This window comes from Marinobacter sp., assembly GCF_014859525.1.
Taxonomy (GTDB): Bacteria; Pseudomonadota; Gammaproteobacteria; order Pseudomonadales; family Oleiphilaceae; genus Marinobacter.
Genome location: NZ_JACUUB010000004.1, coordinates 51,040 through 64,314, shown reverse-complemented (window position 1 = coordinate 64,314; position 13,275 = coordinate 51,040). Strand labels below are relative to the sequence as shown.

Here is a 13,275-nt window from a genome sequence, read left to right as displayed (position 1 = left end):
TCCTAGGCCCGGTGGTAAGGGTGGTTGCGGGTGATAGACCAGGCACGATAAAGCTGTTCGGCCAGAACAATTCGCACCAGAGGATGAGGCAAAGTAAGAGGAGAGAGTGACCATTGCTGATCGGCGCGCTGGCGGCAAGCGTCTGCCAGCCCGTCAGGGCCGCCCACCAGAAAGCAGACATCCTGACCATCCTGCTGCCAGCTCTCCAGCTGGCTGGCCAGTTTTTCCGTCGACCAGGCCTTACCCCCGACCTCCAGAGCAATCACCCGATCGCGCTGGCCAACGGTGGCCAGAATCGCATCGCTCTCCCGCTGCATCAGCCGGTGAATATCCGGGTTTTTGCCCCGGTGAGCCATGGGGATTTCAGTCAGTTCCAGGGGCAACTCGGGCGGCATCCGCCGAGCATAATCGTTATACCCCGCACTGACCCAGTCGGGCATTTTTTGCCCCACACAGATCAGACGCAGTTTCATGCTTACTCGCTGCCTGCTGCACCAACGTCCGGAGCATCACGCCAGAAACGCTCCAGGTCGTAGAATTCACGGGCCGCAGGCAGCATCAGATGCACCACTACGTCGCCCAGATCCACAAGAATCCAGTCGCTACCGCCCGCACCCTCAACGTTATTTGCTTTTACACCCTGATCTTTGGCGTCAGAGACGACAGAATCGGCCAAGGATTTAACGTGACGGCTGGAGGTACCGGATGCAAGCACCATGTAATCAGTAACACTGGTACGATCACGGACATCGATGACGCTGACATCCTGTGCCTTGATGTTTTCTAGTGCGGTTACGACCAGATCTTTCAGTTGTTCTGCCTGCATAATTACCCTGTTTTCCGGGCTCTGACCAGAGCGGCCACCCGATAAGTGATATTCAAACGCAATTGTATCACTAAAAGTTCCCGGCAGGGCACGCGCCATACAGGCGGAGCGACTGAATTCTTTGCCACACCGGGTCTGGCGTCAGGTAGCGGGGGGAGCGACCGCTGGCAATCCGTTGGCGAATGCCCGTTGCAGAAATGTCCAGCAGGGGCGGATTCAGCTGCAGAATGGCGCCGCAAGGACTTGCTCTCAGGGCTTCGGGGCCAGGCACGCTGCGCTCAGCCAGCAACCGGGCGGCCTGACTGCCAACAGGGATACCCGCACCCGGGCGCTGAACCACCACAATATGAGCCAACGCCGGGATATCCACCCACTCACGCCAGCGATCAAAGGCGGCGAAGGCGTCCGTACCCACCACCATAACCAGCGGCATTTCCGGACCCAACTCTGCTCGCAACTGGCGGAGCGTGTCCGCGGTATAGGACGCGCCGGCCCGATGCAGCTCCCGGTCGTCCACACACAGCCGGTGCTCGCCGTTTATTGCCAGCCGGATCAGCTCAAGCCGCTGCTCAGACGTCGCCCCGGTGTTGCCCCGATGCGGTGGGATATGACAGGGCAACAGATGCACCCGGTCCACCGCCAGAGCGTCCGAGATTTCGAGCCCAAGCCGAAGATGACCATGATGAACCGGGTCAAAGGTACCGCCATAGATGACATGCATGAGATCAGGCCCGAACGTGGCCGTCACCGAACACCACGTACTTCTGTGACGTCAGCCCTTCGAGACCAACCGGCCCACGAGCGTGAATCTTGTCGGTAGAGATGCCGATTTCTGCACCCAAGCCGTACTCGAAGCCGTCTGCAAATCGGGTCGACGCATTGACCATGACGGAACTCGAATCCACCTCGGTCAGGAAACGGCGGGCCCGGGTGTAGTTTTCAGTGATGATGCTGTCTGTGTGCTGAGAGCTGTAATGATTGATGTGCTCAATGGCCCCGTCCAGACCATCAACAACCCGAACCGCCAATACCGGTGCCAGGTATTCGGCATGCCAGTCGTCCTCGGTGGCCGCCACAAGACCGCTCACGATCGCACAGGTGCGCTCGCAACCACGAAGCTCCACACCCTTGGCGACAAACTCTGCCGCCAGCAGAGGCAGCATATCCCCGGCAATTTCCTGATCCACCAGCAGGGTTTCCATGGTGTTGCAGGTGCCATAACGGTGAGTTTTGGCATTAACGGCCACCTTCAACGCCTTTTCGGGATCGGCGTGGCTGTCGATGTACACATGGCAAACACCGTCCAGGTGTTTGATGACGGGCACTCTGGCATCCCGGCTGATCCGCTCGATCAGTCCCTTGCCGCCCCTGGGGACAATCACATCAACGTACTGGGGCATGGTGATCAGCTCGCCAACAGCAGCTCGATCGGTGGTTGCCACCACCTGCACCGCCGCTTTCGGCAAACCGACAGAAGCCAGCCCCGAAGCCAGACACTCGGCAATGGCCTGATTCGAGTGGATGGCCTCAGAGCCACCACGCAAAATGGTTGCGTTACCGGACTTCAGACACAAGCTGGCTGCCTCAACGGTGACGTTGGGCCGGGATTCATAAATGATGCCGATCACGCCCAGCGGCACCCGCATCTTGCCAACCTGGATACCAGAAGGACGATAGGTCATGTCGGTAATGACCCCGACCGGGTCCGGCAGCCCGGCGACCTGAGCCAGGCCTTCAATCATGGCGTCTATGCGCGCCTCCGTAAGTTCCAGACGATCCAGCATGGCATCGTCCAGACCATTGGAACGGCCAGCGTCGAGATCTTTCTGATTGGCCCGAACAAGCTCCTGTCGAGCGTCACCCAGGGCGCTGGCCGTCGCCAACAGGGCCTGATTGCGCACGGCTGTGGTTGAGCGGGCCACTTTGCGGGCCGCGGCACGCGCCTGCTGGCCAAGCTCTGCCATGTAGGCTGCTACATCCATTGGAATACCTTTATAGTTGCAAGCTGAATCCGGAACAAGACCGATACTTTACCTTTCCCGTTTCAAGTCCGCATCCCAAACGACTATTATAGCGCTGCACAGATTCAAATGGATGCGTCAGCAAAGGATAGAAACATGCCCCAGTCGGCTGAAAAATTCTTGCCAGGCAGGCTCGCACGGGCCGGCTTTATTATCCTGGCAATTACCAGCGCGCTTTGCCTGTTACTGGGAGAGCCACTGGCAGCCGTTAGTGCGGCAGCCGCTGCCGGCATCAGCCTCGCAACCAAGGCTAACAGCAACAAACCCCACCCGCTGCTCTGGCGTCGCTTGAGAATCGCCTGCTTTGTTATCCTGACCCTGGCACTGCTGACCGCTCTGTGGGTTGGTCCCTGGGCTCTCAGCCACTGGCTCTATGCATTACCGCTGATCACCTTCGCCCTGATGCCCACCCATGTGGCGGCGCTAACCACGGTTCTGTTGACGTTTGCCATTTTGATCAGCACCCAATGGGCGGTTGTGCTTCCTGACCGCCATCAGATGATCAGCGCGTTTGTGCTGACCACCCTGCTCTCGGCATTGCTGATCTTTCTGCGTGATTACAAAACCCGACAACTGGCGCCGTTGCGACGCACCGACGAACTCACCCAGGCCGCCAGCCGGGAATACCTGTCTGCCGACCTGCACAAAGAAATTCAGCGCAGCGAACGCGAAGGCACTGACATGTCGGTAATGATGATTGGCCTCGACACTCACCTCAGTGACAACGACCCCGACGAAGACATTCGTGCCATTTTGCCAAGGATTGGCCGTTATCTGCATTCTCAGCTCCGGGACTTTGACACCTATTATCGAGTTGCCGACCTTCAATTCCTGGTTATCCTCCCCGGCATTAACACGTCGGGGGCCGCCATGAGTGCCGAGACAATACGCATCGGCCTTTGCAAACTGCTGGAGTCTCACGGCATGAAACTGACCGTCAGCACCGGCATTTCCGGCCTGAATATCGGCGACGATGCAGACAGTCTGCAGCAAAGCGCAGCCAATGCGCTCCGGCGTGCACAGCAGCAAGGTGGTAACCGCACCCAGGCTTACAGCAATTGGGTACATTCGGATGTACAACATTCCGCAGGCCGGCAGGACAGGTCGTCATGACAGAAACACGCTTGAGAACCTGGACACACAGCTTCGGATACGGCCTGACCGCCATTTTCATCTTTACGCTGGCACTACAAAACCTTCGCTATGGCTTCTATGAGCTGTTCTATCTGGCTCTGGTGATGACCGGCCTGCTGCTTTCTGGTCTGATATACACCCTGGTATGCCGCCGCCAGCAATTGTCAGCGTCGGGTCACCTCCTGATTCTTGCCGGCCTGAACAGCGGCCTGGTCGCGGCCATTCTTGCTCTGGACAGCCCGGGCGTTATTCACTGGGCCATGCCATTACTGGCTCTTAACTTGCTGATCTTGCCTTTACGACGGGGGCTCGGACTTTCCGCGCTGCTGTTGATTCCGGTGGTTGGCAAGGTCTGGATTACAACTCCGGGTGCAACCGCGCTGATCGTCTCCGCAGGCCTTATCCTGCTGCTGGTGGTGGTTGCGCTCTACATTTGGCACTACGACAACATCGCCCAGTCAGCCGAAGATCTGGCCATTACCGACCCGGTGACCGGCGCCCACAATTCGCGCTTTCTTGATGAAACCCTGCAGAAAGAAATCAGCCGTGCGATCGCCACCGGCCACCCACTGTCGGTGATCAACCTCAGCCTGGACTATGCGGACGAAGTGCGCGATCTCCATGGCAAACCCGGCTTACAACGCTTGTTCAGACAGGTTACCGAGCACTTATTCGGCGTTATCCGCGCCGGCGACACCCTGTACACGCTCAACGAATCAGAATTTTTTCTGATCCTGCCCTTCACCCCCGAGGAGGGCGTTCGCGTGATTGCTGAACGGATCCGCAGAACCATTGGCGAACATGAATGGCCCGGCATTGGCAGAACGTCGGTCAGTCTTGGCTGCACTACGCGCGGCAACGGCGATACCAGCACGGCCTCACTGCGCAACCGGGCAAATCAGGCAATACATGAAGCCCGCAAACGCGGCATGGATTCCGCCTGGTTCAGTCCGGGAGAATCTATCGAGGCATGACAGAAACCTGGTTAGCAGACGCTGCTGCCTGGGTAGGCGACAATCCAGGCTGGCTGATTCTGGCACTGTTCGCCACAGCGATGGTCGAATCGATCGCCATTGCCGGCCTGATCGTGCCGGGAGTTGCCATGCTGTTCGGGTTTGCTGCTCTGGCTGGAAAGTCAGGCATGCCACTGTCAGAGGCATTGTTGTGGGCGGGGCTGGGCGCGGTGATCGGCGATGCCATAAGCTTTGCGATAGGTCGCTATGTCAAAGGCCGCCTGCATTCCGTCTGGCCCTTCACCCGATACCCGGGACTCGTCACCCGAGGGGAAACCTTTTTCAACGCGCACGGCGGCAAAAGCGTGATTGCCGGGCGTTTTATAGGACCGATTCGCCCGGTCATACCGCTGATTGCCGGCGCCTTACACATGTCCTGGCGACGTTTTCTCAGCTTCAATCTGATCTCCGCCGTGGGCTGGGCGCTGGTCTATGTGCTGCCAGGCTATGCCATCGGCAGCGCACTGGCCAGCGAGATCGAACCACCTCCTCACTTTTACCCGGTTATAGCTGTCAGCGCCGCCATTCTGGTCGTGCTCTATGTTGTGGTGCTTCAGTTCCGCCTTGGCGTTGGTGAAGGCAGCAGGCCGTATCGCTGGCTGGAATCCCGCATGACCCGGTACGACACCACCCATCGCTTCTGGCGGCTGTACACCAACGAAAGACCCTCTCGCAAAGGTGAGTTCCCGCTGCCTTCCATCGTCATGGCCGCCGCTGCGCTGGCGATGCTCCTGATTCTGACTCAGGTGGTCAACTTCAGTCGCCGGACCTACGAATTCAATCAACTGGTCTCAAGCTGGTTTGATGCACTACGACAACCCCTGCTGGACATTCCGGCTGCGGCGGCCACGCTACTGGGCGATCCACCGGTTCTGTTGAGTGCGGCCCTTATGGCGACCCTGGTGCTTGCCTTTCGCGGTTATTACGCCGCTGCGTTGCACATTGCCGGTGCGGCCCTGCTGAGCCTGGTCAGCGTCTGGCTTCTGAAAACCGGCCTGCCGTTTGAGGGCCCGAGCCCATTACTGAAACCCCCGACCTCCGGCACTTTCCCCAGCGCTCAGGCCACAGGCGCGACGGTTCTGGTGACTATGGCCGCCAGCTTTATCGCCGGTGAAAGTCGCAAAAAGCAACGCTGGCAAACCTACGTCTTGCTGTCATTACCATTGATTCCGATCGGGCTAAGCCAGCTCTATTTGGGCACAAACTGGTTTACCGACGTGCTTGGCGGGTTCTTACTCGGACTGGTGATCACCGGCGCAATACGGGCAAGTTACAGTCGCTATGACCGCGTACCAATTTGGGCGGACGCCTGCACCTGGGTCGCGGTCGCGCTTTGGCTGGCATTTTCAGCAGGCTACCTGGCTATGCAATGGAATACCGCCAGCGTCGCTTGTCGGCCGCTGTTCTAGTTCTGCTCAAGTGCCTCAAGCAGCTCTAATAGCCGGTCCAGTCGCTTCAGCGGATCTTGCAGTTCTGCCAGCCTCTGCTTTTCCTGTTTGTCCAACGGCAACAGTTCGGTTAATCGCCAGCCTACGTGCCGGGCGTCTTCATAGTCCACATCCATACCCAGATCATTTACCACCGGATGCCGGAACAAGGCCCGCAACACCGATGGCAACTCGTGGTAACGCTCTGGCACCACGCTTTCCGCTTCAGCAATCAAGCATTCCACATCGCCCAGGTTCAGACCGTCGTCCTGCTGCCAGCTTCGCACGACGGACACCTTCCGCTCACCTTCAACCGTGATCCCCAGCAGGCCATTATCCAGTTGCTGAAAATCGATAATCCGGACATAAGTACCGACATCGTAGAATGCGGCTTTACTGGCCGTTTCTGCGCCGTCGCGCAATAGCACGACAACAAACCCACGATCCTCCCTCATGCATCGGGACAACATATCGATGTACCGAGGCTCAAACAGCTGGAGGGGAATGCGCCCCCCGGGCAAAACAATGGAATTCAGAGGAAACAGGGGAACATTCATAATGGTTTCATTCACTGGAAGGCCAACTCCGGAACGGGATGTAGGTCATCGGATCGACAGGAGCTTTTGAACCTCATCCACCCGGCTCCGAGCCTCACTTAACAGATTCAGGCTTCGGGATGCGTTAAGATCCAACTCTCCCAGCCGACGCCAGGCAGGAACCTGATCGAAGGCGGGCAAGCCAGCATTCTGGCTGGATCCAATCATGGAATGCAACTGCGCCACGATCACAACATCAACCAATTGAGGTGCCGACTCCCGGCATTCATAGTGCCAGTCTTCGGCATGCCGGGCCGCCTGCACAAACGATGCCGGGAACTCCCAGTTCTCAAGCACGGCGCAACCCACGTCGGCGCGGAGTTCCGCCATGGCATGTTGCAGGTTTTTCTCATCCGCGAACAGGTTGACATGATGCTCTGCCTGCACCAACACCGGGACGATGCCGATATCGTGTAGCAAGCCTGCCAGCAGAGCCTCTTCCGGATCTATGCGAGTGGCATGGTCGGCCAATACCCAACACAGGGCGGCCACCTCTCTGGAATGCCGCCACAATTGCTCCATTTCCGCCTGCAAAGACGCCCGACGGGTTTTGAACACTTCGCGCATCGCAAAGACCGTCACCAGTTGTCGGGTGGTTTTCATACCCAACCTGACCACCGATTCACGCACGTTACGTACGTCGCTAAAACCGCGGTAGAGCGGGCTGTTGCAAGAGCGGACCAGCTTCGCAGCCATCGCAGGGTCGGCGGAAACCGCGTTAGCAACTTCCATGGCGGTGGAATCCTCGCGATCTACTACCCTCCGGACTTTCCAGGCGACGTCAGGCACACTCGGTAATTTGAGCTGATTCGACCGAAGCTCGGCGTAAAACTCCATGAGCAAGTGATGCTCTTCGCTCTCATCCGCACCGCCATCACCAGAGGCCATCTCGACCTGAGCCACAGGGGCTGCCCGGAGCATCTGGTTAAGAACCTCCTGCTCAATCACCAGAAACTCGCAAGCCTTTACGGCGGTCACCTCGTACATTCTGGGCTGTAGCCGAGCGATGGGGTTCACCGCTTTTTCGGTCTCTGCCTCGATGACGGTTTTGCGACCATCTACAGACTCCAGCTCGATTTTTCCGGCGATCAGGAAATAATCCAGGCCATCCCGTACCCCTCGTTCCATCACTCGTTGTCCGGGCCCGTGGGTTCTGCGTTCAGCCCGGCTGGCAAGCAAAACTAGCTGATCGTCGGTCAACCGGCCCAATGGCTGGAAGTCCTTCAGACGACGCAGCGGCAGGCTTTCCTGGCCTCCCATAAACAAACTCCCCTGGTAATCGATTGGAAAATATCTTGCTACTTGTTACGTATTGTAAACACCCACCCGCAAAACAGCCATGCGACCAGCGTTGAATCTGTTATTCTCTGCATTCCCTGCAACCAGATAATCACGGAGATAGCTGCTCACCATGCCCCAGTACCGTTCCCACACGTCAACTGCTGGCCGCAACATGGCCGGTGCCAGGGCGCTCTGGCGCGCCACTGGCATGAAAGATGACGACTTCGGCAAGCCGATCATCGCCGTCGCCAACTCCTTCACCCAGTTTGTACCTGGCCACGTTCACCTGAAAGACCTGGGCCAGCTGGTCTGCCGCGAAATCGAAGCCGCCGGTGGCGTTGCCAAAGAGTTCAACACCATTGCGGTGGATGACGGCATCGCCATGGGCCACGACGGTATGCTCTATTCGCTGCCCTCCCGAGAGATCATCGCCGACTCTGTGGAATACATGGTGAACGCCCACTGCGCCGACGCGCTGGTGTGCATTTCCAACTGCGACAAGATCACTCCGGGCATGCTGATGGCCGCCATGCGCCTGAACATTCCCACCATTTTCGTTTCCGGTGGCCCGATGGAGGCCGGTAAAACCAAGCTGTCTGAGCACAAACTTGACCTGGTGGATGCCATGGTCATCGCTGCAGACCCCAGCGCCAGCGACGAAAAGGTCGCAGAATACGAGCGCAGCGCCTGCCCGACATGCGGCTCCTGCTCCGGCATGTTTACCGCTAACTCGATGAACTGCCTGACAGAAGCCATCGGCCTTGCGCTGCCCGGCAATGGCTCCCTGCTGGCCACCCACGCAGACCGTGAACAACTGTTTCTGGAGGCCGGTCGCCAAATTGTGGCGAATGCCAAACGCTTTTACGAACACGATGACGCCAGCGTGCTGCCCCGCAGCATTGCCTCGCTGCCTGCCTTTGAAAATGCCATGGTCATGGACATCGCCATGGGTGGCTCCACCAATACCATTTTGCACCTGCTGGCGGCAGCTCAGGAAGGCGGGGTTGAGTTCACCCTGGCTGAGATTGACCAATTGTCGAGAAAGATCCCGCAGCTGTGCAAAGTCGCCCCCAACTCCCCCAAATACCACATGGAGGATGTTCATCGGGCTGGCGGCATTATGGGCATCTTGGGCGAGCTGGAGCGCGGTGGCCTGATCAACGCCGACCTGCCAACCGTGCACAGCAAAACCATGAAAGAGGCTCTCGAGCTGTGGGACATCATGCGCTCACCCACCCCCGAAGTGATCGAATTCTATAAAGCCGGCCCAGCCGGCATCCCCACCCAGACCGCTTTCAGCCAGTCCACACGCTGGCCCAGTCTGGACGGCGACCGCGAGGACGGCTGCATCCGTTCGGTTGAAAATGCCTATTCATCCGAAGGCGGCCTGGCCGTGCTGTTCGGCAACATCGCCCGGGATGGCTGCGTGGTGAAAACCGCCGGCGTGGATGAAAGCATTTACGTGTTTGAAGGCAAGGCCCGGGTGTTTGAAAGCCAGGACGCGGCCGTTGCCGGCATTCTGGGCGATGAGGTTAAACCCGGTGACGTCGTGATCATTCGCTACGAGGGCCCCCGGGGCGGCCCTGGCATGCAGGAAATGCTGTACCCGACCAGTTACCTTAAATCGAAGGGGCTGGGCAAGGACTGCGCGCTGCTGACCGACGGCCGCTTTTCCGGTGGCACTTCCGGCCTGTCCATTGGCCACGCTTCACCGGAGGCCGCTGCCGGCGGCGCCATCGGTCTGATCGAAGATGGTGACACCATCCTGATCAACATTCCGGAGCGCTCGATCAACCTGCAGATCAGCCATGACGAGCTCGAGCAGCGGCGCCAGGCCCGGGATGCCAAGGGCTGGAAACCTGAGCTGCCGCGCGACCGGAAAGTATCCGCTGCGCTGAAAGCGTACGCGCTGTTGGCCACCAGCGCCGACAAAGGCGCGGTCAGGGATCTTTCCAAACTGGACTGACCACCGCTGATGAAAACAAAAAGGCCGCCCAGCTTATGCAGGGCGGCCTTTTTGTTATGATCCGGTCTAATCTCGCTGTTCTGAATCTGGTGCAGTTTCCGTGGCGTCAGACTGGGCTTCCTCACTGAACTCCCGAATGAATATCCCCCAGAACGCCATAAACAGTGCGGCCACCAGCGGCCCCATCACAAAGCCGTTGATGCCGAACATGACAAGGCCACCAAAGGTGGATAACAGCACCAGATAATCCGGCATTTTGGTATCACGGCCCACCAAAATCGGGCGCAGCACATTATCTGCCAGGCCAATAATCACCATACCGTAAACCGACAGGATTACGGCAGGCACTACATCGCCAACGGCGGCAAGGTAAACGGCCAACGGCACCCAGACAATGGAGGCACCAACCGCCGGCAACAGAGAGAAAATGGCCATTACCACGCCCCACAGCAGCGCCCCCTTGACACCCAGTATCCAGAAAATCAGGCCACCCAGGGCACCCTGAATGATGGCAATCAGCAAGTTACCTTTTACGGTTGCACGGGTAACTTCAGCAAACTTGGCGAACAGCAGTCGCTCGCGCTCATCCCCCAGCGGCAACGCTTTGATAAGCAGCTCCACTAACTGCTGACCATCTCTGATCAAAAAGAACGCCAGGTAGACCATCAACGCCAAGCCGAGGAAAAACTGAAACGTATTCTGGCCTATGCCAAGCGCCTGCTTGGCAAGAAACTGGCTTCCGCCCAAAAAGGCGTTAACCGCGCGGTCACGAAATTCCGAAAAATTGACATCAAACTGCCCGAGAAATGCCTGAATCGCAGGAAATGACTGATTAATCTGATCGATGTACTCACCCGGGCGAATATCGCCGCTCTGGATCTTCTGGTACAGGCCAACGCCCTCTGTAATGAGAGCCGCGCCCAGACCCAACACAGGAATCACAACGATGATGACGCAAATAAGCAGCGTGATGATGGCATTGAGGTTTCGCCTGGGGCCAAGCGTTCGGGTTAGCCATTGCTGCACCGGATAGAAGATCAGTGCGATCGCGATTGCCCAGAATATTGGCCCAAAAAATGGTTTCATCAACAACGCAAAGGCAATGGAAACGCCCACCAGCATCGCCAGAAAAGTCCTTGTCTCAAGTTTTGCGTACATAATCATTAAATCCCGATGCGATCAGCGTCTATCGACGATGCAATTGTTGCGGAAAAACAGCCTAACACGACAGCGTGGCCACTGTAGCCAACTTCAGGATATAGTGGCAGGCTAACGATCAGCCAATTACAGGTTATGTTGTTGGATTCAGATACATTTACGGTTGAAACCGCCCTTGAGGCAGCAGCAGAACTTCAGAAGGTTCTGGCTGCTCGCACACACCGCCGCAAAGTGATGGGACAAGAGGTTCTCGTTCCGGGCCAGCTCGGCGAAGCCTTGCATTTGCCGCGCATTCTCAATCGCCTGCGCAGCAAACAACAACGGCATCGTGACAAAGGCCTCGAAGACTTCCAGGAACTGTGGCCCACCCTCTCCCGATTCACTCGCCAAAAAGTTCTGGAAAAGCTCGGCTGGTATGACCCCAAAAATCTGGACTGGGAAGACAAACGCTCAAACCGCCGCCCCGTGGTCGATCCTGATGCCTGATACGTATACCCCCTGAACTTAAAATTCAAAAAGCCACGGCAGAGACTTTGAAACGTCACATTTAGCCGCCATATTCGTGGTATCAGGAGGAATTTATGACAGACAACACCCACTACCACGCCATTCTTGCGCAGGGCAGCGCGCTACCCACACTGCTGTGTGGACACTGCCAGTCTACCCTTTCCCGTAACCGGATTTTCGGCAATCAGGGTGACAACTACCTGGATATTCAGTGCAATACCATCGGCCTGTGCTCTGCCGACGACTGCGGTGCCGTAAACTGCTGTGACGACGCCTTGGCCCGGGTTGAAAACCCTGAGCGCGTCTTTGGAATCGCATCCTGATTCAAACTGGCAACGCACTGTTACGCAACTCAAACACACAAATCTTCGATCTGATTTATTCTGACTTCTGAAGATTGTTGTTACGACAGTCACGCAACCAATCAGTCAGGACAGTCGATGGCATGCGTATTCTGAGAACCGACGAAGCCCGCTTCACAGGCCTTCCGGATTACCCCTTCAAAGCAAACTATCAGGACGTCGGGCCCGGCCTGCGGATGCACTTCGTCGATGAAGGCCCCCGCAACGCGGCCCCGGTTATCATGTTGCATGGCGAACCCTCCTGGTCTTACCTGTACCGTCATATGATCCCGACGGTGGCCAGTGCGGGCTACCGGGTGCTGGCGCCGGACCTGATTGGCTTTGGAAAGTCTGACAAACCGGCCGATGTGACCGATTACAGCTACGACAATCATATGACCTGGCTGACTCGCTGGATCGACGCTCTGGAGCTCCAGAATATCACACTGGTTTGCCAGAATTGGGGATCGTTGCTTGGGCTCAGGTTGGCCGCAGAGCATCATCGACGCTTCAGCAGAATCATCGTTGGCAACGGCATGCTACCCACCGGGGATCTGCCCGCGCCTGCGGTGTTCCGGGCCTGGAAAGCCTTCGCCTGCCACAGCCCCTGGTTCCCGGTGGCCCGGATCATTCAGCTGGGCACCGAACGCACCCTGAGCGCCAATGAAATGGCCGCCTACGAGGCGCCCTTCCCGAATGCCGAATTCAAAGCCGGTGCCCGAGCGTTCCCGGCGCTGGTGCCGGTTTCGCCGCACGACCCGGCAAGCGCCGCCAACCGCGAAGCCTGGCGAACGCTGGAAAAGTGGCGCAAACCGTTTATCACTTGTTTCAGCAATGGCGACCCAATCACCCGGGGTGGTGATCGCCACATGCAGCGTCGCATTCCCGGCGCTTTGGGCCAGCCCCACATCACCTTGCGAGGCGGCCACTTCCTCCAGGAAGACTCCCCCCGAGAGTTCGCCCGCGTGATTCTCGACGCCCTGAAAGCTGAAATAGCCGCCTGAC

14 protein-coding genes are annotated in these 13,275 nt (G+C 57.8%); 7 read left to right on the top strand and 7 right to left on the bottom strand.

What is annotated here, in order from left to right; all coding sequences use genetic code 11:
- Positions 1-2: 2 nt before the first annotated feature.
- The 4 genes from rlmH to IBX51_RS02345 all read right to left on the bottom strand — a co-directional run bounded on the left by rlmH (position 3) and on the right by IBX51_RS02345 (position 2,808).
- On the bottom strand, positions 3-473 hold the full coding sequence (gene rlmH / locus IBX51_RS02360) for a 23S rRNA (pseudouridine(1915)-N(3))-methyltransferase RlmH (RefSeq protein ID WP_291828331.1): 471 nt from the start codon (positions 471-473) through the stop codon (positions 3-5).
- A gap of 2 nt (positions 474-475) precedes the next feature.
- Positions 476-826, bottom strand: a complete 351-nt coding sequence (gene rsfS, locus IBX51_RS02355) for a ribosome silencing factor (RefSeq protein ID WP_291828329.1) — start codon at positions 824-826, stop codon at positions 476-478.
- 70 nt (positions 827-896) lie between these two features.
- Positions 897-1,547 (bottom strand): nicotinate-nucleotide adenylyltransferase, encoded by a 651-nt coding sequence (gene nadD, locus IBX51_RS02350; protein WP_291828327.1) that lies wholly within the window; start codon positions 1,545-1,547, stop codon positions 897-899.
- Positions 1,548-1,551: 4 nt separating this feature from the next.
- Positions 1,552-2,808 (bottom strand): glutamate-5-semialdehyde dehydrogenase, encoded by a 1,257-nt coding sequence (locus IBX51_RS02345; RefSeq protein WP_291828325.1) that lies wholly within the window; start codon positions 2,806-2,808, stop codon positions 1,552-1,554.
- A gap of 135 nt (positions 2,809-2,943) precedes the next feature.
- On the opposite strand from IBX51_RS02345, the gene IBX51_RS02340 reads away from it, so the two are divergent.
- The 3 genes from IBX51_RS02340 to IBX51_RS02330 are packed head-to-tail and all read left to right on the top strand — an operon-like array spanning position 2,944 to position 6,403.
- Positions 2,944-3,960, top strand: a complete 1,017-nt coding sequence (locus IBX51_RS02340; RefSeq protein WP_291828323.1) for a GGDEF domain-containing protein — start codon at positions 2,944-2,946, stop codon at positions 3,958-3,960.
- Positions 3,957-4,955, top strand: a complete 999-nt coding sequence (locus IBX51_RS02335; RefSeq protein ID WP_291828321.1) for a GGDEF domain-containing protein — start codon at positions 3,957-3,959, stop codon at positions 4,953-4,955. Before IBX51_RS02340 ends, IBX51_RS02335 begins: the two co-directional genes overlap by 4 nt.
- The gene (locus tag IBX51_RS02330; RefSeq protein WP_291828319.1) at positions 4,952-6,403 is read left to right on the top strand and encodes a VTT domain-containing protein; all 1,452 of its coding nucleotides are present in this window, start codon (positions 4,952-4,954) and stop codon (positions 6,401-6,403) included. The genes IBX51_RS02335 and IBX51_RS02330 overlap by 4 nt, the downstream gene beginning before the upstream one ends.
- Here the strand turns inward: IBX51_RS02330 and IBX51_RS02325 are convergent.
- Both IBX51_RS02325 and IBX51_RS02320 read right to left on the bottom strand, forming a co-directional pair.
- Positions 6,400-6,978 carry an LON peptidase substrate-binding domain-containing protein gene (locus IBX51_RS02325; RefSeq protein WP_367166333.1) on the bottom strand — a complete coding sequence of 193 codons (579 nt, stop codon included), beginning with the start codon at positions 6,976-6,978 and terminating at the stop codon, positions 6,400-6,402. The genes IBX51_RS02330 and IBX51_RS02325 overlap by 4 nt on opposite strands.
- Positions 6,979-7,023: 45 nt before the next feature.
- Positions 7,024-8,277, bottom strand: a complete 1,254-nt coding sequence (locus IBX51_RS02320) for an HDOD domain-containing protein (protein WP_291828316.1) — start codon at positions 8,275-8,277, stop codon at positions 7,024-7,026.
- 151 nt (positions 8,278-8,428) lie between these two features.
- Here IBX51_RS02320 and ilvD point away from each other — a divergent pair, with 151 nt between their 5' ends.
- Positions 8,429-10,264: a dihydroxy-acid dehydratase gene (gene ilvD, locus IBX51_RS02315; RefSeq protein WP_291828314.1), complete on the top strand. Its 1,836-nt coding sequence runs from the start codon at positions 8,429-8,431 to the stop codon at positions 10,262-10,264.
- Positions 10,265-10,330: 66 nt separating this feature from the next.
- On the opposite strand, the gene IBX51_RS02310 is transcribed toward ilvD, so the two are convergent.
- The gene (locus IBX51_RS02310; protein ID WP_291828312.1) at positions 10,331-11,422 is read right to left on the bottom strand and encodes an AI-2E family transporter; all 1,092 of its coding nucleotides are present in this window, start codon (positions 11,420-11,422) and stop codon (positions 10,331-10,333) included.
- Positions 11,423-11,557: 135 nt separating this feature from the next.
- Between IBX51_RS02310 and IBX51_RS02305 the strand changes: the two genes are divergently transcribed.
- From IBX51_RS02305 to IBX51_RS02295, 3 genes are all read left to right on the top strand, one after another.
- The gene (locus tag IBX51_RS02305) at positions 11,558-11,908 is read left to right on the top strand and encodes a hypothetical protein (protein ID WP_291828310.1); all 351 of its coding nucleotides are present in this window, start codon (positions 11,558-11,560) and stop codon (positions 11,906-11,908) included.
- A 95-nt stretch (positions 11,909-12,003) separates the two neighbouring features.
- The gene (locus IBX51_RS02300; protein ID WP_291828307.1) at positions 12,004-12,252 is read left to right on the top strand and encodes a hypothetical protein; all 249 of its coding nucleotides are present in this window, start codon (positions 12,004-12,006) and stop codon (positions 12,250-12,252) included.
- A 122-nt stretch (positions 12,253-12,374) separates the two neighbouring features.
- The gene (locus tag IBX51_RS02295) at positions 12,375-13,274 is read left to right on the top strand and encodes a haloalkane dehalogenase (protein ID WP_291828306.1); all 900 of its coding nucleotides are present in this window, start codon (positions 12,375-12,377) and stop codon (positions 13,272-13,274) included.
- Position 13,275 lies beyond the last annotated feature (1 nt).

Bases quoted from the DNA above. Each gene is read 5' to 3' on its own strand.
- IBX51_RS02345 (WP_291828325.1), bottom strand. From the start codon at position 2,808: ATGGATGTAGCAGCCTACATGGCAGAGCTTGGCCAGCAGGCGCGTGCC.
- IBX51_RS02335 (WP_291828321.1), top strand. From the start codon at position 3,957: ATGACAGAAACACGCTTGAGAACCTGGACACACAGCTTCGGATACGGC.
- ilvD (WP_291828314.1), top strand. From the start codon at position 8,429: ATGCCCCAGTACCGTTCCCACACGTCAACTGCTGGCCGCAACATGGCC.
- nadD (WP_291828327.1), bottom strand. From the start codon at position 1,547: ATGCATGTCATCTATGGCGGTACCTTTGACCCGGTTCATCATGGTCAT.
- IBX51_RS02295 (WP_291828306.1), top strand. From the start codon at position 12,375: ATGCGTATTCTGAGAACCGACGAAGCCCGCTTCACAGGCCTTCCGGAT.
- rlmH (WP_291828331.1), bottom strand. From the start codon at position 473: ATGAAACTGCGTCTGATCTGTGTGGGGCAAAAAATGCCCGACTGGGTC.
- IBX51_RS02310 (WP_291828312.1), bottom strand. From the start codon at position 11,422: ATGTACGCAAAACTTGAGACAAGGACTTTTCTGGCGATGCTGGTGGGC.
- IBX51_RS02320 (WP_291828316.1), bottom strand. From the start codon at position 8,277: ATGGGAGGCCAGGAAAGCCTGCCGCTGCGTCGTCTGAAGGACTTCCAG.
- IBX51_RS02340 (WP_291828323.1), top strand. From the start codon at position 2,944: ATGCCCCAGTCGGCTGAAAAATTCTTGCCAGGCAGGCTCGCACGGGCC.
- IBX51_RS02325 (WP_367166333.1), bottom strand. From the start codon at position 6,978: ATGAATGTTCCCCTGTTTCCTCTGAATTCCATTGTTTTGCCCGGGGGG.
- IBX51_RS02300 (WP_291828307.1), top strand. From the start codon at position 12,004: ATGACAGACAACACCCACTACCACGCCATTCTTGCGCAGGGCAGCGCG.
- IBX51_RS02330 (WP_291828319.1), top strand. From the start codon at position 4,952: ATGACAGAAACCTGGTTAGCAGACGCTGCTGCCTGGGTAGGCGACAAT.
- IBX51_RS02305 (WP_291828310.1), top strand. From the start codon at position 11,558: ATGTTGTTGGATTCAGATACATTTACGGTTGAAACCGCCCTTGAGGCA.
- rsfS (WP_291828329.1), bottom strand. From the start codon at position 826: ATGCAGGCAGAACAACTGAAAGATCTGGTCGTAACCGCACTAGAAAAC.